Source organism: Novosphingobium silvae (assembly GCF_009856825.1).
Classification (GTDB): domain Bacteria; phylum Pseudomonadota; class Alphaproteobacteria; order Sphingomonadales; family Sphingomonadaceae; genus Novosphingobium; species Novosphingobium silvae.
This window is the reverse complement of sequence record NZ_WVTD01000001.1, coordinates 262,445-282,278: the sequence shown is the minus strand read 5'-3', so window position 1 is coordinate 282,278 and position 19,834 is coordinate 262,445. Positions and strand designations below refer to the sequence as shown.

At 62.4% G+C, this 19,834-nt stretch carries 24 protein-coding genes; 13 read left to right on the top strand and 11 right to left on the bottom strand.

The annotated features are described in order from the left end of the window. Nucleotides 1-172 precede the first annotated feature (172 nt). The 4 genes from GR702_RS01445 to GR702_RS01430 all read left to right on the top strand — a co-directional run bounded on the left by GR702_RS01445 (nucleotide 173) and on the right by GR702_RS01430 (nucleotide 3,080). Nucleotides 173-391 carry a tail protein X gene (locus GR702_RS01445; protein WP_160984165.1) on the top strand — a complete coding sequence of 73 codons (219 nt, stop codon included), beginning with the start codon at nucleotides 173-175 and terminating at the stop codon, nucleotides 389-391. A 4-nt stretch (nucleotides 392-395) separates the two neighbouring features. After that, nucleotides 396-881: a phage tail protein gene (locus GR702_RS01440; protein ID WP_160984164.1), complete on the top strand. Its 486-nt coding sequence runs from the start codon at nucleotides 396-398 to the stop codon at nucleotides 879-881. Next, nucleotides 881-1,357, top strand: coding sequence for a phage virion morphogenesis protein (locus tag GR702_RS01435; protein ID WP_160984163.1), 477 nt, complete (start codon nucleotides 881-883; stop codon nucleotides 1,355-1,357). Before GR702_RS01440 ends, GR702_RS01435 begins: the two co-directional genes overlap by 1 nt. Nucleotides 1,358-1,889: 532 nt before the next feature. Continuing rightward, nucleotides 1,890-3,080: an acyltransferase family protein gene (locus tag GR702_RS01430; protein ID WP_160984162.1), complete on the top strand. Its 1,191-nt coding sequence runs from the start codon at nucleotides 1,890-1,892 to the stop codon at nucleotides 3,078-3,080. A gap of 46 nt (nucleotides 3,081-3,126) precedes the next feature. Here GR702_RS01430 and GR702_RS01425 read toward each other — a convergent pair whose 3' ends face one another. The 11 genes from GR702_RS01425 to GR702_RS01380 form a co-directional block, all read right to left on the bottom strand. After that, nucleotides 3,127-4,245, bottom strand: a complete 1,119-nt coding sequence (locus tag GR702_RS01425; RefSeq protein ID WP_160984161.1) for a glycosyltransferase family 4 protein — start codon at nucleotides 4,243-4,245, stop codon at nucleotides 3,127-3,129. Then, on the bottom strand, nucleotides 4,223-5,545 hold the full coding sequence (locus GR702_RS01420) for a lipopolysaccharide biosynthesis protein (RefSeq protein WP_160984160.1): 1,323 nt from the start codon (nucleotides 5,543-5,545) through the stop codon (nucleotides 4,223-4,225). Before GR702_RS01420 ends, GR702_RS01425 begins: the two co-directional genes overlap by 23 nt. A gap of 186 nt (nucleotides 5,546-5,731) precedes the next feature. Then, nucleotides 5,732-6,295, bottom strand: coding sequence for a hypothetical protein (locus tag GR702_RS01415; protein WP_160984159.1), 564 nt, complete (start codon nucleotides 6,293-6,295; stop codon nucleotides 5,732-5,734). Then, entirely contained in the window at nucleotides 6,292-6,879 is a 588-nt protein-coding gene (locus GR702_RS01410) for a lysozyme (RefSeq protein WP_160984158.1), read from the bottom strand. Before GR702_RS01410 ends, GR702_RS01415 begins: the two co-directional genes overlap by 4 nt. Then, nucleotides 6,869-7,111, bottom strand: coding sequence for a DUF7940 domain-containing protein (locus tag GR702_RS01405; RefSeq protein WP_160984157.1), 243 nt, complete (start codon nucleotides 7,109-7,111; stop codon nucleotides 6,869-6,871). Before GR702_RS01405 ends, GR702_RS01410 begins: the two co-directional genes overlap by 11 nt. Then, nucleotides 7,108-7,305 (bottom strand): hypothetical protein, encoded by a 198-nt coding sequence (locus tag GR702_RS21970; RefSeq protein WP_202408025.1) that lies wholly within the window; start codon nucleotides 7,303-7,305, stop codon nucleotides 7,108-7,110. The genes GR702_RS01405 and GR702_RS21970 overlap by 4 nt, the downstream gene beginning before the upstream one ends. 7 nt (nucleotides 7,306-7,312) lie before the next feature. Continuing rightward, the gene (locus GR702_RS01400) at nucleotides 7,313-7,555 is read right to left on the bottom strand and encodes a hypothetical protein (RefSeq protein ID WP_160984156.1); all 243 of its coding nucleotides are present in this window, start codon (nucleotides 7,553-7,555) and stop codon (nucleotides 7,313-7,315) included. A gap of 14 nt (nucleotides 7,556-7,569) precedes the next feature. Beyond that, nucleotides 7,570-10,494, bottom strand: a complete 2,925-nt coding sequence (locus GR702_RS01395; protein ID WP_160984155.1) for a hypothetical protein — start codon at nucleotides 10,492-10,494, stop codon at nucleotides 7,570-7,572. A 2-nt stretch (nucleotides 10,495-10,496) separates the two neighbouring features. Further along, nucleotides 10,497-11,702 carry a gp53-like domain-containing protein gene (locus GR702_RS01390; RefSeq protein ID WP_160984154.1) on the bottom strand — a complete coding sequence of 402 codons (1,206 nt, stop codon included), beginning with the start codon at nucleotides 11,700-11,702 and terminating at the stop codon, nucleotides 10,497-10,499. Then, a complete protein-coding gene (locus GR702_RS01385) occupies nucleotides 11,702-12,334 on the bottom strand; it encodes a phage tail protein I (RefSeq protein WP_160984153.1) in 633 nt (210 codons plus the stop codon). Before GR702_RS01385 ends, GR702_RS01390 begins: the two co-directional genes overlap by 1 nt. Continuing rightward, nucleotides 12,331-13,224 carry a baseplate assembly protein gene (locus GR702_RS01380; RefSeq protein ID WP_160984152.1) on the bottom strand — a complete coding sequence of 298 codons (894 nt, stop codon included), beginning with the start codon at nucleotides 13,222-13,224 and terminating at the stop codon, nucleotides 12,331-12,333. Before GR702_RS01380 ends, GR702_RS01385 begins: the two co-directional genes overlap by 4 nt. 112 nt (nucleotides 13,225-13,336) lie before the next feature. Here GR702_RS01380 and GR702_RS01375 point away from each other — a divergent pair, with 112 nt between their 5' ends. The 9 genes from GR702_RS01375 to GR702_RS01335 all read left to right on the top strand — a co-directional run bounded on the left by GR702_RS01375 (nucleotide 13,337) and on the right by GR702_RS01335 (nucleotide 19,731). Beyond that, nucleotides 13,337-13,873 (top strand): phage baseplate assembly protein V, encoded by a 537-nt coding sequence (locus GR702_RS01375; RefSeq protein ID WP_160984151.1) that lies wholly within the window; start codon nucleotides 13,337-13,339, stop codon nucleotides 13,871-13,873. Continuing rightward, complete coding sequence (locus GR702_RS01370) at nucleotides 13,870-14,226, top strand: GPW/gp25 family protein (RefSeq protein WP_160984150.1); 357 nt, start codon at nucleotides 13,870-13,872, stop codon at nucleotides 14,224-14,226. The genes GR702_RS01375 and GR702_RS01370 overlap by 4 nt, the downstream gene beginning before the upstream one ends. Before the next feature lie 10 nt (nucleotides 14,227-14,236). Then, nucleotides 14,237-15,385 carry a phage tail sheath subtilisin-like domain-containing protein gene (locus GR702_RS01365; RefSeq protein WP_160984149.1) on the top strand — a complete coding sequence of 383 codons (1,149 nt, stop codon included), beginning with the start codon at nucleotides 14,237-14,239 and terminating at the stop codon, nucleotides 15,383-15,385. 40 nt (nucleotides 15,386-15,425) lie between these two features. Beyond that, entirely contained in the window at nucleotides 15,426-15,935 is a 510-nt protein-coding gene (locus GR702_RS01360; RefSeq protein WP_160984148.1) for a phage major tail tube protein, read from the top strand. A 117-nt stretch (nucleotides 15,936-16,052) separates the two neighbouring features. Further along, nucleotides 16,053-16,409 (top strand): phage tail assembly protein, encoded by a 357-nt coding sequence (locus GR702_RS01355; protein ID WP_160984147.1) that lies wholly within the window; start codon nucleotides 16,053-16,055, stop codon nucleotides 16,407-16,409. 20 nt (nucleotides 16,410-16,429) lie between these two features. Then, entirely contained in the window at nucleotides 16,430-16,546 is a 117-nt protein-coding gene (locus GR702_RS01350) for a GpE family phage tail protein (RefSeq protein ID WP_337192492.1), read from the top strand. Nucleotides 16,547-16,754: 208 nt separating this feature from the next. Further along, nucleotides 16,755-18,326: a phage tail tape measure protein gene (locus GR702_RS01345; RefSeq protein WP_160984146.1), complete on the top strand. Its 1,572-nt coding sequence runs from the start codon at nucleotides 16,755-16,757 to the stop codon at nucleotides 18,324-18,326. Further along, the gene (locus GR702_RS01340; protein ID WP_160984145.1) at nucleotides 18,326-18,700 is read left to right on the top strand and encodes a phage tail protein; all 375 of its coding nucleotides are present in this window, start codon (nucleotides 18,326-18,328) and stop codon (nucleotides 18,698-18,700) included. Before GR702_RS01345 ends, GR702_RS01340 begins: the two co-directional genes overlap by 1 nt. Further along, nucleotides 18,697-19,731 (top strand): contractile injection system protein, VgrG/Pvc8 family, encoded by a 1,035-nt coding sequence (locus GR702_RS01335; RefSeq protein ID WP_202407986.1) that lies wholly within the window; start codon nucleotides 18,697-18,699, stop codon nucleotides 19,729-19,731. The genes GR702_RS01340 and GR702_RS01335 overlap by 4 nt, the downstream gene beginning before the upstream one ends. The last annotated feature ends 103 nt before the right edge of the window (nucleotides 19,732-19,834 follow it).

Genomic DNA, 19,834 nt, shown 5'->3' with positions numbered 1-19,834 from the left:
CGCCGGAGGAGCGCGCCATCGTGGATGCAGCCGCGCGCATTTGGAACGACTTCCTAGACCTCCCGATTGAACATCCATGCGATCGGCAGGAGTTCTGTGCGGCCGTTCATGCGGTGCAAGCGCTCGTCCTGATGCGTCCTGGCCGCCGGGCATACAACGCTGACGCGGCGCCATGACCTCCACTGTCATCGCGCTTCAGGGCGACACAATGGACCTCATCTGCTGGCGCGTCCTCGGCACCACGGAAGGCCAAGTCGTCGAGCAGGCATATGCTCTCAACCCCGGCCTTGCCGCGCTTGGTACTATCCTGCCCGAGGGCACCGAAGTGATCTTGCCCGACCCGCCCGCCGCCGCCGCTGTCGCGCTGCAGACCATCAACCTGTGGGACTGACCGCATGAAGAAGCCCGGGCTCTTGCGCGCCGCCATCGCCGCCCTCCTGCCCGACATGGCTCGCGACCCGGACCGCCTGGCAATGTGGGTGGAACGCGGCAATGTGCGCGCCACGGGCAACGCACAGCGGGGCTTTTCGTGGGAGTACGACCTGATCGTCGTTGCGGAGAACTACACTGGCGATCCGGCGCAGCTGTTCTTCGTCGTCGTGGACTGGCTGCGCGTCCAGCAACCAGACCTGTTGCAGGCGAACAGCCCCGGTTTTCCGTTCGAGGTTGACGTGATCGACGCCAGAACCGTCGACGTGCGGATGACGCTGCCGCTGCGCGAGGTTGTCACCGCCGCGCTGGTGGGCGGTGAGTGGCAGCTTACCGTAGTGGCCGAAACGGTCCCCCTCCTTCCCGACGATACTCCGCTGCGCGCCAACGAGGCCCCGCTGGCCTCGATCTGGGCAAGGGGTGATGACGAGCCGTTTCAGGTCGCGCCCTGATGGCTGACGGCTTCGCGGAACTCGAGTCTTTCCTGACGGCCGAAATGGCCAAGCTGTCGCCCGCCCGGCGCCGCCGCATGACGCGCAAGATCGGGATGGAGATCCGCAAGGCGAATGCGAAGCGTATAGCCGAGAACATCCAGCCAGACGGCACTCCGATGCAGGCGCGCAAACCTCGGAGGCTGACAGCGGGAAAGGGCGCAATCAAGCGCGGCCGAATGTTCCGCAAGATGCGTCTGGCGCGGTCCTTCAAGATCAACCCCTCCGCAGATGGCGTGTCGGTAGGCTTCGAAGGCATTGTAGCGCACACCGCTCGCGCTCACCACTACGGCCTGGCCGACTTCGTCGGGCGAACCGAAGCCGGAAGGCCGGTGCGGGCGAAATACCCGGAACGCATGTTGCTCGGCTTCGCGTCTGAGGATCTTGAAGCAGTTACGGAAATCGTGCTCAGTCTCCTAGCCCGTCCTATTCATTAAGCGCCTGCCTTCCCGAGCGCGCGCCTGCTCTGCGGATTTTCGACGCAATCAGGTCGAGCGGGATCGTAGCGTCTTTTCCATCGCGTGGGATCGAGAGGTTTGCTGGGTTAAGGGCGGGGTGTGGGTGTTCTGCGGCACGGCCGCACAGGCTAAGTCAGGGGTATCCTGAGCGCGGCGGCAATGGTGTGGAGCACGCCGGCGTCGGGACAGGCGGAAGCCAAGGCGATACGAAGCGGGGGGCGGTATCGATGCCGAGCGTGCTGGCCTCGATCCGGGGCAACGACACGGCGCATTTCCAGCTCTTCGCGCCATAGCGGATCTTTCCCGGAGAAGGGATGGCTTAGACACCCAATTTCCTACTTCAGAACGGAACCTTGCGCTACTCCCGCCAACCCTCTCGGGCGCTCCGATGTGTAATAGAGGCTAGTGATCGACTTGCGGGTAACGGCCTAGGTCGACCGTCTGCGCGGGGAAGCTCTTGGCTGCTCCGGCAAGGATGGCAAGCGGCATCATACGGCACCCGCTATTTGGCATGTTCAACCTCGCTATTGCCTGCTGGAAGCGTGCTCGCGGTTGCGGTATGCCGAGGCGGCTCGAACGGGGGGGTGCGGTGAAAGACGGAGTTGCCGATACGAAGAATGATCAAGCGGGGCTACCACTGGCCGCCACCTTGCAACGGCACCGGTTCGTTTTCCTCGATGCTCTACGCGGGTTAGCTGCGGTCATGGTTGTCTTCTATCATCGCCGTGAGCTATTACCAAATGGCTTGGCCGAGCATGGCTATCTCGCGGTGGACTTCTTCTTCATGCTAAGCGGTTTCGTGATCGCGTATGCCTACGAGGACAAGTTACGGACTGGGATGTCTCGAACGAGCTTTATTGTCCGACGCCTACAAAGGCTAATGCCCCTCGTAATTCTTGGTGCATGCTTGGGCCTATTCGTCGAAGTTCTGAAGGCTCTAACAAAGCATAGCACTGACAGACTAATTGATGCGGTTATCGCCTTCCCTTTTGCAGCGCTTTCACTGCCAAACCTGCCAAATTCTTCTTCTGAGATATTCCTGCTCAATCCCCCGACATGGTCTCTGTTTTTTGAGCTCATCGCGAATGTATTATATGCTCTTTTTATAAAGAGATTAAGTAACACAGTTGTAATCTCTGTCGCCTTGGCGAGTGGCGCCGCGCTGTTCGTGATATCCACGAATTTTGACAGTGTTGAGGTTGGTCAGAATTTCGACAACGTACAGTACGGCATTTTTCAGGTTTTATTCCCTTTTTCAACAGGGATACTTTTGTTTCGGTACCGCCTGCAGTCAACGAACACTGTAAGCGGTTTCGTCGCGGCAGTGCTTGCCGTTGTGCTCTTTGCAGTCTTGTTTACCCCAGTCCTGCCTGCCGGGAGTAACTACCTGTATGACTTTGCCTTAGTGGCCATGCTCTTCCCTCTCACAATCTACATCGGCGCAAGGGTGGCAATCTCATCTGGTTGGTTTGCCCTTTTCATTGAGGCAGCAGGCATGCTGTCTTACGCGGTTTATATCACTCACGTGCCTTTGCTTGATGCCCTGGATTATCCGCTCGCGTGGCTCTCCGCATTATCCCCGATAAAGATGGTGGTGTATGTCGGAGTTGTCATCATCGCAGCCTATGGCGCAACAGCCTTTTACGACGCCCGCATCCAGGCTTACTTCAAACGCAAGAACACGCCGCGGCGAGCATGGTGAGATAGACCCTTTGGTTGAAGGAAGGTCTCATCTCGCGCTGTGGCAATCACCGTCTGTGAGGCAATATTCCGACGCCCAGCTTGCCGTAGGCCTCGAACGTGCGCTCGGCAGTATCTCGCCAGTTCATGCGCTTCGCCCATGCAACGCCGGCGCTTGACATCCGTGCCCAAAGATCATCGTCGGTCAACGTACAGTGCATCGCTTGAGCAATGTCCGCCCGATTTCTCGGATCTACCACGAACCCGGTGCATCCATCTTGGATGGCCCCCAAATTTCCGCCTTCTCGCGACCCTATGGTCGGCAGCCCTTTTGCTGACGCCTCGAGATGGACCAAACCGAAACCCTCGAAATGATCGTACTCCCGCAGAGCGGGCATGCAAAACACTCGTGAGCTGCGATAAAGCTCTTCGAGGACATCCTCCGTCACCTCCCCCAATAGCCTGACCTTGCCCTCCAGGCCGCGTTTCGAAATCTCGTTCCGCAGCCGAATGACATACGAGTCTGTCTCGGAGATCGAACCCGCTATGACAAGTTTCGCGTCGGGAACCCAGCGTAGCAGATCGGCGAAGGCGAGGACGTTCACGAGCATACCCTTACGTGGTTTGACGGACCCCACCGAAAGAATGGTGCGGGATCTGGCAGCGAGAGGCCGTGGAACAGGATCAATCAACTCTTGGCCGACGCCAAGCGGCACGACCTGCGCGTTCGTGTAGCGAGCGCCCATTGCTTCCTCCGACTGCTTTAGAGTGTATTCGCTGTTAGCGAGGACCAAATCAGCAGATCGGAAGGCGCGGCGTAGAAGTAAGCCCTTCAACCCTCGAATTGGGGCAACGGCATAGGTGCCATGAAGGGTTAGCACGAACGGCAAGCCTAGGATCGCGGCGAGCTTCGATCCAGTTTGTGCCGTCGTTTCATCAAGCGCATGGATTGCACCGACGCCAAGTCGAAGTGAAGCCAGCTTTTGAGCGTCGGCTCTCGCTTGGAATATGTCCTGCAGTTTCCATCTGGTAGGGCCTAGAAGCGGAAGTTCACCTTGAGACGGTCCCGCAGGTGTGCAGGTCAAGGCCTCCACGCCAAGTTCACGCAGGCCTTCAATTAACTCGACCGAGTATCGTCCCCAGCCTTGTCGAGGGTTAAGATCTTTAGCGAGGTAAAGTACCTTCATCGTGGTCCCTGCATTTCTCTCGTCTGAGAACGACGAGTAGCCAAACAAGCGAGGCGCTGTAACCGACTGTCCAAGCGACAGAAGTGGCGACGGCTGGCCCCGTTCCTTGCAGAAGGTAGATGCCCAGGGCCATCGATGCCACGTAAGCCGCGAAATTCATGAAGCTGATATGCAGCATAGCACGCACCTCGCGTAGTGCGATGAGTGCTGGCGTCACCCAGAACAGGCTTGTCGACACTGCTGTGCCGACGAGGAGAATGCGGAACGGCAACACCGCGCCGGCGTATTGCGGGCCATAAATCATCTTTATGACAGCGGGCAGCGCAATCGCGATCACCGCACACCCTGCAAGCACTAACGCCGCAAACGGGACAGCCACGCGACGAACGACGGACAGAACCGCAGCGGCTCCATTTCTACGAATTTCCGCGAAATCTTGCAGTATGAGTGTCGCTATCGCTTGAGTGACTAGCTGTACTACCGACACCAACGATCGCGCGAGACGATAGAAGCCAACGGAGCTGTCGGAGGCCACAAGGCCAACGACCAGAGTATCCCCCTCCTTCATCAATGAAGAAAGGCATGACGACAGATAGCCCGCGCCCATCATCTTCCAAAAACCGGCACGCCATCTGGGTTTCAAGGATCTCAGGTTGCCGAGCGGAAGCAAGGCAACTCCGGCGCGCTTAGCGGTTGAGCGTGTTTGATCAACCTTGACCACAAGGAACACCGTCTGCGCTGCGACGTAGCTCAGCGCGGCCAGGAACAAGCCTTTGCCAAAAACCGCAAGCAGCACTGCAATCAAGCAAAGCTGCATCATGGCCTGCGCAGTGGGCAGCAAAGATAGGGCTTTGATGCGCTTCTCATCACGCATCAGACTCATCCAGGCGGCGTCACCAAAGCTTAAAAATCGGTAAAGCCCGATTAAAGCAGCAGCGACTACAATATCCCACGTGGCACGAATGCCGCCGAGAAGCGCAACGCCCATAATGAACGTAGCAAAGCCGGCCATCAGTTTGGTCGCGAACTCTACTATAAGCGCTGACGACAAGTATACTTGGGCCGAGTTTGCATCGTTCTGTTCACGTGCTTCTACCCAGAAGCAAGTTAACGACTCAGACGTTCTAAACGCTAAAAAGTTTGCTATCAAAGAAGACGCCGAGATCAGAAGTGCCCATTTTCCGAATTGCTCGGGACCGAAAGCGCGAGCTAAAATCACGCTTTGGATCAGGGTGATCGCAACGCTTGCAAGCTGGCCGCCCAGCATAGCGGAGCTATTTATCAGAAGGCGGCCGATCATCAATCATGTTCCGAGACGCGTTGCAAAGGTTCCTGCCAACCGGCTGCATGAGGGCCTGACAAGCATCCGGCGCTGTCGCTAACTGCTTTCCTACTGCACCGCAACATGAAACGTGCGAGGCATTGCTCGCCTATCGGTCGCAAAAATGCCCCGCTGTCCCGCCGGCGGGCTTTTCAGTTTTACTCGTCATTCAGCCGGGACAGCTAGTCCGGCTGAAATGAGCGAGAGAGCCCATTCGTGGGCAGCTAGAGCGTATGCGAAGTTGCCATCGCATGTTCGGAGGTCGGTTTCGTCCGCCATGACGGCTTCGGGGGCGGCGGGAGAAGGAACTCCGGCACCGAGATCATCGGCGGGGCTGGTGGAAACGGCGGAACCGCTTCCGGCCCGCAGGCGGCGAGAAGCGATGTAGTTGCGCAGACCAGCATTGTCGGTCTCCAGCGCGTCGTGGGTAGTCTGAGCATTGGAAGCGATCTCCTGTGACTTGCGTTTTGCAGCGGCGACCGCCGCACGGGCAGTAGTGACTTGCCTCCTCCAGGCCTCGCTATCGGCCTTGCGGCCCATCTGTTCTGCACTGAGCGCGGCGCGGACTTCGTTGCGCTCGGCCCGAACCTTCTCCTTGCCGCTCCACTGCAATGCGGCAACGGCGCACCATGCCAAGGTGGCGAACACCCACGGGTGCGCCCACACAAAGCCAATCACCGCGACGATCAGCTTTCGCCCGAGGCCTAGAAGAGCCAGGAGCGCTCTCATGCCAGCCCCTTGAGGCAGATAGCCCGCTCACGCCCGCGCCGCGCCGTTAGGCCTGCTACAGGGCGAAGCACGCCATTCACACGCGCCTTGTTCCACATGTCGAAGGCATCGCATCCGGCTCGCCACTCGCCGGCGTTGAAGCGCCGCGCGACGGTGGAGCCACAGTATCCGCCCACGCCGATGTTGTAGGCCAACAGAACGGCCGCCACCCGCTGATAGTCGCGGCCGGGTTCCGCCAGAGGCGGCGTGCAACGCATCACGCCCCGCGCGTGCTTTGTCAGTTCCGCCTCGAGGAGCGCTCCGCACTGCGCCTCGGTGTAGTGCTGGCCCATCTCGACTCCCTGAGTGATCCCGTCGCAGGCCGTGGGAACACCGGCGATGTCGCGGTAAGCGCTTAGGTACTGCGGTCCCGAGACGTGCCTGACCATCGCAGTTCCATCGGTGGCAACAGTGGCCTGAACGGTTCGCCCGCTCTCCTCCTTTGGAGTCTCTACCAGCAGCAGGGTCGCAGACAGCAAGCCGACGACCGCCGCGAGTGTCCCGCCTTTCGCGCCGGGCGAAAGGGTCTTCGGGTTATCGGCCATGTGTGGCATCCTTTCGCTGGGTGATCCTGAGGCCGATTGCGGTGCCGGCGAGCACCACGCCGAGAAGCGGCTGCGCCCATTGCGGCAACAATGCGGTGACTTGGGCAAAGCCCTTTGGGTCGGACGCGGCCCAGCTGGTCACCGCGCCGCCGATCACAGCGAAGTGCACACTGGACCATCGCCACCAGTCCCGTGCGCCTGGCACTAGGCGCGCCTTGAGGCGGTCGATCATGCTTCGGGTTCCCTTCGTCTCACGAGCCGCTGCACGGTCTCGGTTTCGTAGATGCGGATTGCGGTCCACAGGATGGTGAGCAGGGAAGCGACGGCAGGCAGCACGCTGATGAGGCTCCCCAGCAAAGCGGTGAAAGACAGGGCGTCGAAGGCGACCTTGAGCCCATCGGGAAGGTGATCGAGTGCGGCCTTCATTACCGCCTCACGCGCCGATCGCAGTCAGCACGTTTCCGAGCTGGGCAAGCTGAGCCTTCACGCTGGCGCGGTAGCTTTCGACCCACATTTCGACGGCGTCGTAATCCTCGTCGGTCGGGCGGGCGGTATCGGCCGCGTCGTACATGAGGTGGGCGTTGCGGATGCGCCCGACGTTCGCCGCTTCCTGCTCGGTGCGGGCATTCTGCTCGATCACGTCGAGCATCGCGAGAAGATCGTCTCGTCTGGCCATAGTTATGGCTCCTTTCATGCGCGCATACGGCGCGAGGTGATGAACAGGCGGCCGGGCGCAAGATCGACGGCGGCGCCGGCAGGGTTGGGATCGCGTACGAAGGCCTTCACCGTGTCACGCGCTGTGCAGTAGCCGCCGAACTGCAGGCGGGTGTTGTTCATTTCGTGGGTGACAGTGATCGCATCGCCCGGCTCGACGCCCAGGTGCGGGAAGATACTTCCGAACTCAAAGAAACCACCCGCACCAATCGATGGAGGATTAACTCCGGATGCCACAGAAACATGGTCGCTATCGATTGCTGTTATGGCAGTCGCCTGCGTTATATACTGTGCGAAGGCCGCTGCTTTTTGGACGTTCCTCAGTCGAAGGAAACCGATGCCGCCTTGAGTGGTGTTGCCGCCTATGACCGTACCCCCCGGTCCCGTTACCAAACCTCGAATGACCGCCTCGGGTACGTTGTTGATCTCGACATGCGAGAAGCCCGGGCCGACCGAAACAATTCGGGTCGGCATGTCTATGTAGAAACACGAAAGCCTGATGTCCGAAACGTATGCCCTCGACCCGATGGGCGCTGCGACAGACATTCCGAGCCCAACGACAGCATCCCTGACTCGGGTTCTGCCGAGTGTCTTGATGTTCGACACTTCGTTATACCCGGTGGAAATGCTGTCCACGATCGAGGTGTAATGGCCGTTGGTGACGGTCACGTCCTTGATTACAGATCGACCGCTGCCGCCGTTTGCCGTGTCGATGGCGTGGAAACTGCCGCTGACCCTCGTAGCGTTCCAGTTCGATCCGGCACGGATGAGCTGATAGAGTTCATTTGGAACCAAGTACCCGGAGGTTATGGCGGAACCATCCGCCCTCAGGATCGGCTCCCCATTCAGGGTTGCCGCGCCTGTGTTCGCTATGGGGAACATGACAAACAAGGCGTCGGAATAATCATCCGGGTAAGGATGGTTGCATACATATGCGTTCACCACGCCAGAGAGTTCGGGGACAAATCGCCCCGTTCCCGTATAAGGTTTTCCAGACTCGTCGATAAGTATCATGGCGTTATCGGCGGCACTGTAATAAAATGCTTTCCTATAGCCGTTCGTCACCGTCTCGCTATTTGGAATATCGGAGAGCCCGTTCGCCGTTTGAACTTTGATGGTAATGGGAGCGCTGTCGCCAATTGTCATTGTTGCGCCCGCAGTCATTGTAGTCATCGGGGTAGCCCAGTAGGTCTTACCATCCAGCAGGACGCCCGGAAGCGCGATGTTATTACCGATGCCCGAAACGACAGGCACGCGGTCGTCCCATCTGACAGCACGAATGCGGTAGCGATTTCCGCTAACGTCCAAGGTTGCGCGGTAGATCACATCTGTGCGCAACTGCCCCGGGTAAATGGCTGCGCCATTCTCAGCATTTACCATGAGTTTTGCGCCAAAACCCCCAACATCAAGAGTTGGCGCATTGGTCGTGTTTACGGCGTGCGGAACGAAAAAGTAATCGTAAGCGTCCGTAAGCGCTGTATCCATGCGCAGATATGATACGGCGTAAGCGTCGTTACCGGCCGAGGTGGAGGTAACAATCGGTTCCCACAGCCATTCAATATCGAACCCACCGGATAGCTCTACGTCAGGACCATCAATTCGCATCGCGCAGTTCATCCGAGGATGCAGACGAGTCCGGTAACGAATTGGTCCGTGCTGGCGGGTGCGGCTCGACTTGACTGCAATACCACCTTGACCATTGCTGGCGTTTTCGACGGTGATATTACCAAGGCTTACTCTATCGCCGGCGAAGTAAACGGCTTCCGTGTTTGACGAGTTACCATTCAGGCAGTCCACTCGCGTCACGAAAATATCGTCCACATAGATGTCGTAACCGAACGCCTGCACGCCGTTCGACTGCCCGTTCGAGATCACGCCATCAACGTGAATGCTCTCCATGTGAATATGGCCGTTGTACACGAGATCGTGCGGGTATGCTCCGACGCGGACGGCTTGATAATTGCGATTTCGGCAGAAAATGCTGCGCAGGTAGGCACGTCGGAAGCCATTGGCCTGCCAGCGGATGCCTTGACCTTTGCCGACGCCACTGGCGAATGCTGTGCTGTCGATATTGATCATCTCAAGAATGAGATCGCGAATGCGAAAATTCTCAAGTGTATTGAAGATCAGGCCTTGACCGCAGTTCAGGTGGTCGATGTTGCGCAGGACGATGTCATGATCGCTCAAGTCGATCCCGTTGGTGTCGCACGATAGCAGCGCCGAGAAATTCTCGAAGCGAAGCCCCTCCATTTCAATCGGAGCGCGAACAGCCATGAAGTTCTTGCTGCTATCGCCATCCGTCGCCACGAACCGCCCGCCGTCGCCCCGCAGTATCAGTTTGTCCGTGATTGGCAGAACCGAAGACCACTGCGCGCCGACGCGGAAGGTATCGACGCCAAGGTCGACCGTCTTGCCCGCCGTCATCGCCTCGGTCAGCGCGGCGCGGATGGCAGCGCCGCTGTCGAGCGCGATGTTGCTGGTATCGACGCCAGCCATCTTGGCCAGCACCATGACCTTGCTGTTCACGGCCGGGGCGATGCCGTCCATGTAGGCCTTGGACGGCAGTTCGCCGGGCAGCTTCGTCGCCACGCCGCCGACATTGCGGTAATCCTCGGCATAAGTGTCGCCGACGCCGCGCACGCGAAAGTCGTTGCCTTCGGGGGTGGCGAGCAGGCCTGCTTCCACCGTGTCGAACAGGTGAGCGCCGATCGCGGCCGAAGCCGCGGCAAGCTCTGCCTTGGCGACATGGCCTGCCGCCGCATCGACGAAGGGCTTTGCCGCCGGCGCCACGATGTCGATGATCGCGGCGGCGCGCGTGGTGCCGTTCTTGACGACGGGGACGAGTTCCTGCCCGTTCGCTTCAAGCGGGGTCAGGCGGTTCAGCTGGGCAATCTTGGCCATGCTCAGTACCCCACGGCGATGTAGCAGGTCGGATCGTTCTCATCGTCGGCGCTGAAGACGGAGAAGCCGGCCTTGGTGATGGTGGAGACGATGACGGCAGGCGTATTGTCCTGCGAGCCGGTGCCCGGATTGTAGACGCCGCTGACCACGGCCGAGAAACAGGCGGTGGGGAAGTCTGACCGGAACGAGACGTTCGTCGTGGCGTTGGCGGTGGCCGTGAAGCGCCCCCAGGCGATCTGGAAGCCGAAGAAGCGCAGGAAGCCGTTCTCCTCCAGCACCATCGTGATCGGGCCAAGGCGGCGGGGCGTGACCACCTTGTCATCGGCGGTGCCCGCGACGATGTCCGCAGCGCTGGCCTCGGTGACGGTGAGCGTGCGGCTTTGCGACAGGTCGCCCCCGCCCGATACCAGGCCGCCCCCCGTGATCGTTCGCCCGCGCAGCGTGTCGATGGCACTGCCGACATTGTCGAGCACGGTTCGCAGGCGGCGGGGCGTGACCACCTTGTCGCCCACTGTCCCGGCATCGATCTCGGCCGCGCTCGCCTCGCTCACTGTCAGCGTGCGATCGGCCGTGAGGTTGCCCCCGCCGCTGACAAGGCCGCCGCCGCTGATCGTGATGCCTCGCAGCGCCGTGACGCCCGCCATGACCGCCGCGATGGACGTGGTCAGCGACGTGAACAGGGCATCCCGCACCGCCTTGAGCTTGCGAGGCGTGACGATCGCCTGATCGTCGGTGCCGGTGTCTGTCTCGGCCTGCGTTGCCAGGCGGGCGACGCCGCGCATCGCTTCGGTAGCGGGGGGCCAGATGAAGGTGGCGTTGCTGAAGGTGATCTCGGCCAGGACGTCCGCGTTGAAGGCGATGTCGAAGGCCATCAGCGCGAAAGCCACGCCTGCCTTGCTGAGCACCGGCTGCGGCGAACTGAAGGTGGCGAATAGCGTGCCGTCCGACAGGAACAGGCCGAAGCCGTTGGCGCTCCACACGTCGGCCGAGGTGTCGTAGGCGGTGATGTGCGCGACGTTCGGCGCCGCCGCCACGCCGGAGGCGATGTCGAGCCGCTTGAACTCGCCGGGAAGCGCCGTGAGCGTGGGCGCCGCCACGAACGAGCGAGCCGTCAGGCCCAGCTGCGAGATCACCGTCTTGGCGGTGCCGTCAGGCGCGGTAACGGCGGCAAGGCCCGCCGTCGTCAGTTGCAGGGCAAGCGCTGCCATCAGTAGGTCTCCAGAAAGTCGCTGTCGCTGTCGCCGTTGAGGATCGGCTCGCCGTCTTCGGTCTGCAGGGTGGCCATCCAGTCACGGCTCTGATCAAGGCCGGCCGCGTAGTCGGCGCGGCCGACGCTGCCCGCCATGCCCCCGGCCGCCAGAAACATGGCGGCCGTAAGGTCGAGGTTCTGCACGAAGTCGAAGTGCGCGCGCAGCGGCTTGGCGGCGGCCACGTCGGCAACGATCGCCTCTGTGGTCTCGACCGTCAGGAAGCTGGCGGGGATGACGTTGGCAGGCGCGAACACCTCGAAGGTGTGGGGCGGGCGAACGGGATTGGCCTCGAACCACTCGACGATGGCCAGCGCCGGATGGAACCGGCCCAGCGTCTGCTCCACCGCCGCGCGGGTGCCCTTGATCTTGTGGAACGCGGTCGCGGCGGCAACGGCTTCGCGCTTCTGCGCTTCCGTCCAGGCCGCGTCCCAATGGCTGATCGCCAGTTCGGAGGCGAGGAACGGCAGCACATCGGCCGGGCAGGTCCACGGGTCGCGCAGCGTTTCGACGGCCCCGATGTCGATCCGTGCGAGCATCGCGTCCTCAAGCGCGCGTTCGGCCTTGCTGGCGTTGGGCGGCAGCAGGCTCATAGCTCGGTGCCCCCGATGCGCAGGTTGATCACGGTGGGCTCGGGAAAGTGCGCCATGTCCACCGGAGTGTCGGCGGCCGGCGAAATCAGCCGCACGCGCTGGACGTTGCCGACATGCAGCGCGGCGATGTGCGCCGAACAGGCGATGTCGCGGCCCAGCTTGCGGGTCGATGCAAGATAAGCGTCCAGGCTCTTGCGCGCCGTGTCCAGGATCAGCTGCTGGTCGGGGCCGGCGAAGGGAAAGATTTCCGCCTCGATCGCGTAGCGCACGGGCTGCGCCTCCTGCACGGTGACACGGTCGGTCAGCGGCCGCACGGGGCCTTTCAGCAGCGCGGCGACGGCGCTCAGCACATCGGCCGAAGGAACGCCGCCATTGCTGCGGGACATGACGGTGACCACCACATCGCCGGGTGCAGGAGAAGTTGCCGTAGCATCGGCCACATCGCCGTGCGCCGCTCGGGCATGATGGACATAGGCCAGTTCAGGGCCCGCGACCGAGAAGCTATGGCGCGCTAGCTGGATGCGCTGGCGGAAGGAGGCATCGCTTTCCAGCACCGCAGCCGTCGTCTCGGTCGCGGGAGTTACCACGAGGCGGGCGACATCGTTCAGCGCGCCGAGCTGGTCGAGATTGCTGCCGCTTGCGTAGGCCAGAAGGAGGCCGCGTGCCGTGTCGTTGAACGCTTGCGCAAGAACCTGCTCGTCGTAGCTATCCGCTTCGATCAGCTTCACCGCCGGGTCGCTTTCAACCAGCGCAGTAAACTCGGCATGCAGTTCGATCAGCCGGGCCAGCTTGCCCGCGCGGCGTGCGGCCAAGTCCGGTTGCGCAACCAGCTCGGGCGCAGGGACGGTCGATAGATCGACGGCGGGGGAAGTGGCGATGGAACCTACCATGTCCCCAGCTATCGGCAGGCTTCGGCCTTACTTCCACCCGCGCGCGTTGTAGCGCCGGGGCCTCACAACCTCCCGGTGTGGCGCGGATTTTCGGGGTCGCCATGGTAGGGGCATGAGAACGCCCGAAGACGCTCCCACCGATCCCGATACGCTGCTGCGCTATGCCACCGTCGCCTCTGTCGACCTTGGCACGGCCCGCTGTACCGTCCTGCTGGATGACGACGTGGAATCTCCGGCCCTGCCGTGGCTCGCGCCGCGCATGGGCGAGACCCGTGTCTGGCTCCCGCCAAGCGTCGGAGAGCAGGTCATGCTGTTCTGCCCTGGCGGGGAGATTGGCGCCGGCATCGTTGCGGGCGGCGTGGTCTCCGACGCGAACTCCGCGCCGTCAGACGAAGCCGTCCCACAAATCCACTTCAAGGATGGCGCCATCTTCTCCTACGACCCGGAGACGTCCGAACTGCTGATCCAGCTGCCGCCCGGCGGGTCCACCGTACTGGTCTCGGACACCGTCGACATCGCCGGGGACGTGAACGTAACCGGGAAGGTCACGGCCGGCGAGGACGTGATTGCCGGCAGCGTCAGCCTCAAGAGCCACAAGCACACCGGTGTTGCCGCAGGCACGGCCCAGTCCGGGGCACCGCTGCCATGACTTCCTTCACGGGGATGAGCGCTACGACCGGCGGCGCGCTCTCGGGAGACGAGCACCTGGCGCAGTCGATCCGGGATATCGTCACCACGCCGATCGGCAGCCGGGTCATGCTGCGCGAATACGGCTGCTACCTGTTCGATCTGCTCGACCGGCCGCTGACGCGCGCCACCCTCCTGCTGGGTGCGATGGCTGTGACGATAGCGCTCGCCCGATGGGAGCCGCGCATCGCAGTCACGCAGGTTACCTTCGAAGGCGACTTCGCAGCCGGGCAGGCCGTCCTGAACGTCACCGGCAATCGCACCGACGTCGCCGGCAACGCCCTCACCCGCCTCACCATTCCCCTTTCCCGATAGGAGCCGCACCATGCACGGCATCAAGACGAACGTCCTTCTCACCGGCACCCGCACGATCGCCAGCCTTGCCTCTGGCGTGATCGGCCTGATCGCCACAGCCAGTGCATCTGCAGGCGCGGCCACTCTCGCGCTCGATGCCGCGTTCCCGCTGAACAAGCCGGTGCTGATCACCGATGTTCGCAAGGCGATCGGACAGGCGGGCACGGGCGGCACGCTGTTGCCTTCGCTCGAGGCGATCTACGATCAGGTCAGTCCGATCGTCATCGTCGTGCGTGTTGCCGAGGCAGAGGGCGAGGATCAGGACGAGGCCGTAATCGGCAGCGCGGGCGCCTACAGCGGCATCTACGCTCTTCTGGCAGCCGAGGCCCAGACGGGCTATCGACCGCGCGTGATCGGCGCGCCGGGGCTCGACAGCCAGGCCGTGACCACCGCACTCGCCTCCGTTGCGATGAAGCTGCGCGCCCGCGTCTATGCGCGCGGCATCGGTGCCACGATCACGGAAGTGAAGGCGTACCGCCAGAACTTCTCGGCCCGCGAACTCTCGATCATTTGGCCGAACTGGTCGAACGCCTTCGCCGGCGATGCCGTCGCCCGCGCCCTCGGCCTTCGCGCCGCGATCGACGAGACCCATGGCTGGCACAAGTCGCTCAGCAACGTGCCGGTCCACGGGGTGACCGGGATATCGGAAAACCTGTTCTTCGACATCCAGGACGAGACCACCGACGTCGCCTCGCTGAACGACAGCGACATCGTCACCCTGATCCGTTCGCCCTCGGGTGGCTTCGTCTACTGGGGCAATCGCACCTGTTCCGACGAACCGCTGTTCGCGTTCGAGCCAGCGGTGCGGACCTCGCAAGTCCTGCAGGATGAGATCGCCAAGGGGTTGGTCTGGGCGGTCGACAAGCCGCTGACCATGGCGTTGATCAAGGACATTCTCGAGACCATCAATGCGCGCTTCCGCAGCCTCGTGGTGCAGGGCCGTCTTATCGGCGGGCGCGCCTGGTTCGATCCGGCGTTGAACAGTGCGGCCGACCTCGCCGCCGGCAAGCTGGTCATCGACTATGACTTCACCCCGGCCGCCCCGCTCGAGGGACTGACCCTCAACCAGCGCATCACCGACAAGTACTACGCCGATCTCGCCGCCGCGCTGGCCGCCTGATCCCGCCCGTACCTGATCGAACCTCTACTGGAGAACGACGATGGGTTTCCCCTCGAAACTGAAAGACCTCAACCTCTACGGCGACGGCGAAAGCTGGAAGGGCGAAGTGGCCGAATGCACCATCCCCAAGCTGGTCCTCAAGATGGAGGACTGGCGTGGCGGCGGCATGATCGGCCCGGTGCCGATCGATCAGGGCCTCGATAAGCTGGAATTCGAGTTCAAGGCCGGTGGCCTGCTGCTCTCGCCGCTCCAGCAGTTCGGAGCGCCCGCCGCTGACGCCGCGCAGCTGCGCTTCGCGGGGGCTTACCAGAACGACCACAGCGGCGTGGAGAACTACGCCGAAGTGGTTGCGCGAGGCCGCTACAGCGAGGTGGACTTCGGAACCCAGAAGGTCGGCGACGACACCGAGACCACCTACAAGATGGCCTGCGCCTACTACAAGCTGGTGCTCGACAACACGGTCATCCTCGAGATCGACCTGCTCGCGGGCATCTTCGTCGTCTTCGGCGTGGATCGCTACGCGGAACGCCGCCAGGCGCTGGGCGCCTGACCTATCCGGCCGCCGCCCTCCCCTCGGCGGCCCGATCCCCCCGTTCCGGTGAATTCTGGCGGGCGCGCCGGAAGGGGGACACTATCCGCCCGCCGCTGACACACGAGGCCCGCCCTAATGGCTACCCAGACCCCCGAAGCCGACATTCCCGCACCTTCGCAGCCCCAGACCGTCAGGATCACGCTCACCACCCCGATCCAGCGCGGCGAAAGCACCATTTACGAGATCGTCCTGCGCAAGCCCAAGGCTGGCGAACTGCGCTCGCTCAAGGTCGAGGACGTGTTCACCACCGACGTGAACACGCTGTTCGTGCTCCTGCCGCGCATCTCCATGCCGACCCTGCTCGAGAAGGACATCGCCAATCTCGAGTCCGAGGACCTGCTGGAGTTCGCGGGCGCGGTGAAGGGTTTTTTTATGCCCGCCGCGATGAAGGCGGCGGTGGCCAGGATGGCGGGCGCTTCCGACCCGGCCTGATCGAGCACTGGATAGCCAACGTGGCGGCGGTCTTCCACTGGCCGCCGTCCGAGGTGCTGGCGATGGAGATAGAGGAACTCGCCATGTGGTCTGATCTCGCCGTGCAGCGGTGGAACACGATGAACCGGGTGGAATAGCCACATGTCGAACAACAAGCTCAATCTGCTGTTCCAGTTCACCGGGATCGACAAGGTTTCGGACAACATCAAGAACATCGTCGGCGCCGGCAAGCGCGGCGCCGAATCCATGCGCGAGATGCAGCGCGAGGTCCGCCTGATGGAGAGGGACCTCGCGCGCGTGCAGCGCACCCTCGCCCGGGGCGGATCGCAGAGCGGCGGCCTCATCATGGCAGAGCGCGAACTGGCCGAGGCGATCGAGCGCACGAACCGGCAGATTGATGAACAGCAGGCAAAGCTTGAGCGCATCGAAACCGTAAGATCGGGGGCGGTTAAGGTCGCGGGGATGGCTGGCCGGGCCGGAGCGGCCGCGACCGCGACGTTGACTGTTCCCTTGCTCGCGTTTGGCCGCGCCGCGTTTCAGGCCGCCGTGGATGCTGGCGAACTGGAAAGTGCGTTCAACGTGACCTTCGGCAAGCAGGCGGCGGCAATGGATGCCTGGGCGGGCAGGACCGGAGACGCGATTGGCCGAACCAAGGTCGAGCTTATGGACGCCGCCAACACCTTCGGCATCTTTTTCAACATGGCAGACCCGTCCAAGTCAGCAGCCATGAGCCAGCAGTTCGCACTTCTCGCGCAAGATTTGTCGAGCTTCTACAACGTCGACCCTGGGACAGCGATGGATAAACTGCGATCCGGGCTGACCGGCGAAAGCGAGCCACTGCGCGACTTCGGTGTTTTCATGACCGAGGCTGCGGTGAAGGCCGCTGCGTTAAAGATGGGTTTGAAGCCAGTCGGAAAGGAATTTACTGAACAGCAGAAGATCATGGCGCGCGCCGCTCTCATCATGGAGTCGACACGGTCTGCGCAGGGGGACCTGTTGCGAACCAGCGACCAGACCGCAAACAAGCTGCGCGCCGCTGACGCTGCATGGCAAAACATGACATTGACGATCGGGCAGGAGCTTATTCCTGCCCTGACGCCGGCAATCTCGACCTTCACCGACCTGATCAAGAGCTTCGCAGGCCTTTCCCCCGAGACGCGCAAGTGGATCGTCATCGGGGGCGGGATGCTTGCGGTGCTCGGTCCGATCTTGTTGGGCTTCTCCGCTGTTGCAGGCGCGGTTGCCACCTTGGCACCGATCATCATCGGCATCGGATCGGCGTTTGGAACGGTGGCCTCCATTATCGGCGGTGTGGCTGCAGCCATTGGGGCTGTTCCGCTATTGATCGCGGCTGCGGTCGCTGCGGTTGGGGTGGCTGCGTACATGATCTACACGCACTGGGATCAGGTGGAGTCTGCCCTGGGCAGCGGCATCGCCTGGCTCAAAGGCGTGTTCAATGCCCTGCCAGCATGGATGCGCAACATCGGCTCCATGATGATGCAGGGCCTGCTCATGTCTCTCAACCCGGCGCTGCTTGTGGGCAAGCTGATCGGCATCGCCAAGGCAGGCGTCACCGCTTTCAAGAACTACTTCGGCATCAGGAGCCCCTCTCGCCTGTTCATGGAAATGGGCGGCCACATCAACGACGGGCTCGGCATCGGCTTGGAGAAGGGCAAGGGTCGGCCGGTGCGGGCCGTCGGCCGCATGGCCGGCGCCGTCGCTGGTGCGGGAGCGATGGCGCTCTCGCCGGCAGCAGCTGCACCGCGCGCGCAGCAGTCGGCCGCTCCCGCCAAGATCGAGATCCACGTTCACCAGATGCCCGGCGAAAATTCGGAGGCGTTGGCACAGCGCGTCGCCGAACTGGTCGAGCAGGCGCAGCGGCAGAGCGCGCGGCGCGGATACGGAGACGATTTCTGATGCTTTTCGCCCTCGGCATGTTCGTCTTCGACAGCAACACTGCTCTGCCCGACAGCCTCACGCGTCGCCGGGACTGGCGGCACGAGCGCACCGATCGTTTCGGTGCGCGCGCGGCCAGCCAGTTCACCGGACCGGGAGAGGACAGGATCACGCTTGCCGGCACCCTCGTGCCGGAACTGCTGGGTGATTACTCGTCGATCGAAACGCTGGCCGAACTGGCCGAGGATGGGGAAGCGCTGCCGCTGCTGGACGGCCGTCACGTCAAGATCGGCACGTTCACGATCGACGCGATAGACGAGGACAAAAGCAACCTGACCGATGACGGCCGGGCCCGCCAGAACGCCTTCACCATCACCCTGACGCGTGTCGCATGAAGGACGGCGATCCGATCATCGTCACGGCGCGCCATGTCGAAGCCCGCGCGGCGTGGGACGTAACTCTTGATGGCGTCAGCCTGACCAGCACTATCGCCCCGCGCCTGATCTCCCTGCGTTTGTCAGAGCGGCGAGGCGAGGAGGCGGATGAACTGGAGATCGTCGTGCACGATCACGATGGCCAGTTCGCGCCCCCGCCGCAGGGTTCGATCCTGCGGGTGTCGCTGGGATGGCTGCAGGGGACCGGCGTTACGCCCGGCCTCGTGGACAAGGGCGGCTTCATCGTCGACGAACTCAGCTGGGAAGGCCCTCCCGATCGCGTTTCCGTTCGTGCCCGCAGCGCCGATTTCAAGAACAGCTTCCGCACCCGCATCAATCAGGTCTGGAAGGATACGACGCTCGGCGCCATCGTGGCCGCCATCGCCGGCCGGCACGGCCTTGTGCCGCGCTGCCATGCTGAACTGGCAGACCGGTCGGTCTCGGCGGCCGAACAGGGCAACAAGTCGGACATGCAGTTCCTTCGCGATCTGGCGCGGCGCTATGACGCCACGTCAACGGTGAAGGCCGGTGCCCTGATCTTCGTGCCGATCGGCGCCACTACCACCGCCACGGGTGCTGCCCTGCCCACCGGGCAGATCAGCCGCAGCGATTGCAGCCGCTACTCCTGGAAACGCTGCGCGCGGGATAAGGGGCAGGACGGGGCCGAGGCCCAGTACCACGACACCAAGGCCGGGAAGCGCGAGACGGTAAGCACCGGTGGAACGAACAAGAAGCGCCTGAAGCGTGTCTACGCCAGCAAGGCCGATGCAGATGCGGCCAGCAAAGCAGAACATCAGCGCCTGCAGCGCGCCAGCGCCAGCCTTGATCTCGATCTGTCGCTTGGCAATCCGTTGTTGATCCCCGGGATGCATGTGACCGTTTCGGACTTCAAGCCGCACGTCGATGCCGCGAAGTGGCTCATTGCCTCGGCCGATCACCAGATGGACGGGCGTGGGCTGTCCACTCGGCTGCAGCTGGAGGTGCTAGCCTAGTCCCGGAGATTGTCGTCGTTATCCGCACAGCCACGACGAGACGCACATAACCTGCGGTCAACAAGGAAATTTTCATGCCTGTGCACTTACGGGTTTCCTACAC

What these genes read in the sequence shown, in the direction of transcription:
- GR702_RS01405 (WP_160984157.1), bottom strand. Translation starts at nt 7,111, where the DNA reads ATGATCGACCGCCTCAAGGCGCGCCTAGTGCCAGGCGCACGGGACTGG.
- GR702_RS01400 (WP_160984156.1), bottom strand. Translation starts at nt 7,555, where the DNA reads ATGGCCAGACGAGACGATCTTCTCGCGATGCTCGACGTGATCGAGCAG.
- GR702_RS01410 (WP_160984158.1), bottom strand. Translation starts at nt 6,879, where the DNA reads ATGGCCGATAACCCGAAGACCCTTTCGCCCGGCGCGAAAGGCGGGACA.
- GR702_RS01380 (WP_160984152.1), bottom strand. Translation starts at nt 13,224, where the DNA reads ATGGTAGGTTCCATCGCCACTTCCCCCGCCGTCGATCTATCGACCGTC.
- GR702_RS01385 (WP_160984153.1), bottom strand. Translation starts at nt 12,334, where the DNA reads ATGAGCCTGCTGCCGCCCAACGCCAGCAAGGCCGAACGCGCGCTTGAG.
- GR702_RS01425 (WP_160984161.1), bottom strand. Translation starts at nt 4,245, where the DNA reads ATGAAGGTACTTTACCTCGCTAAAGATCTTAACCCTCGACAAGGCTGG.
- GR702_RS01415 (WP_160984159.1), bottom strand. Translation starts at nt 6,295, where the DNA reads ATGAGAGCGCTCCTGGCTCTTCTAGGCCTCGGGCGAAAGCTGATCGTC.
- GR702_RS01360 (WP_160984148.1), top strand. Translation starts at nt 15,426, where the DNA reads ATGGGTTTCCCCTCGAAACTGAAAGACCTCAACCTCTACGGCGACGGC.
- GR702_RS01365 (WP_160984149.1), top strand. Translation starts at nt 14,237, where the DNA reads ATGCACGGCATCAAGACGAACGTCCTTCTCACCGGCACCCGCACGATC.
- GR702_RS01420 (WP_160984160.1), bottom strand. Translation starts at nt 5,545, where the DNA reads ATGATCGGCCGCCTTCTGATAAATAGCTCCGCTATGCTGGGCGGCCAG.
- GR702_RS01345 (WP_160984146.1), top strand. Translation starts at nt 16,755, where the DNA reads ATGGCAGAGCGCGAACTGGCCGAGGCGATCGAGCGCACGAACCGGCAG.
- GR702_RS01335 (WP_202407986.1), top strand. Translation starts at nt 18,697, where the DNA reads ATGAAGGACGGCGATCCGATCATCGTCACGGCGCGCCATGTCGAAGCC.
- GR702_RS01435 (WP_160984163.1), top strand. Translation starts at nt 881, where the DNA reads ATGGCTGACGGCTTCGCGGAACTCGAGTCTTTCCTGACGGCCGAAATG.
- GR702_RS01355 (WP_160984147.1), top strand. Translation starts at nt 16,053, where the DNA reads ATGGCTACCCAGACCCCCGAAGCCGACATTCCCGCACCTTCGCAGCCC.
- GR702_RS01440 (WP_160984164.1), top strand. Translation starts at nt 396, where the DNA reads ATGAAGAAGCCCGGGCTCTTGCGCGCCGCCATCGCCGCCCTCCTGCCC.
- GR702_RS01445 (WP_160984165.1), top strand. Translation starts at nt 173, where the DNA reads ATGACCTCCACTGTCATCGCGCTTCAGGGCGACACAATGGACCTCATC.
- GR702_RS01340 (WP_160984145.1), top strand. Translation starts at nt 18,326, where the DNA reads ATGCTTTTCGCCCTCGGCATGTTCGTCTTCGACAGCAACACTGCTCTG.
- GR702_RS01370 (WP_160984150.1), top strand. Translation starts at nt 13,870, where the DNA reads ATGACTTCCTTCACGGGGATGAGCGCTACGACCGGCGGCGCGCTCTCG.
- GR702_RS21970 (WP_202408025.1), bottom strand. Translation starts at nt 7,305, where the DNA reads ATGAAGGCCGCACTCGATCACCTTCCCGATGGGCTCAAGGTCGCCTTC.
- GR702_RS01430 (WP_160984162.1), top strand. Translation starts at nt 1,890, where the DNA reads ATGTTCAACCTCGCTATTGCCTGCTGGAAGCGTGCTCGCGGTTGCGGT.
- GR702_RS01375 (WP_160984151.1), top strand. Translation starts at nt 13,337, where the DNA reads ATGAGAACGCCCGAAGACGCTCCCACCGATCCCGATACGCTGCTGCGC.
- GR702_RS01390 (WP_160984154.1), bottom strand. Translation starts at nt 11,702, where the DNA reads ATGGCAGCGCTTGCCCTGCAACTGACGACGGCGGGCCTTGCCGCCGTT.
- GR702_RS01395 (WP_160984155.1), bottom strand. Translation starts at nt 10,494, where the DNA reads ATGGCCAAGATTGCCCAGCTGAACCGCCTGACCCCGCTTGAAGCGAAC.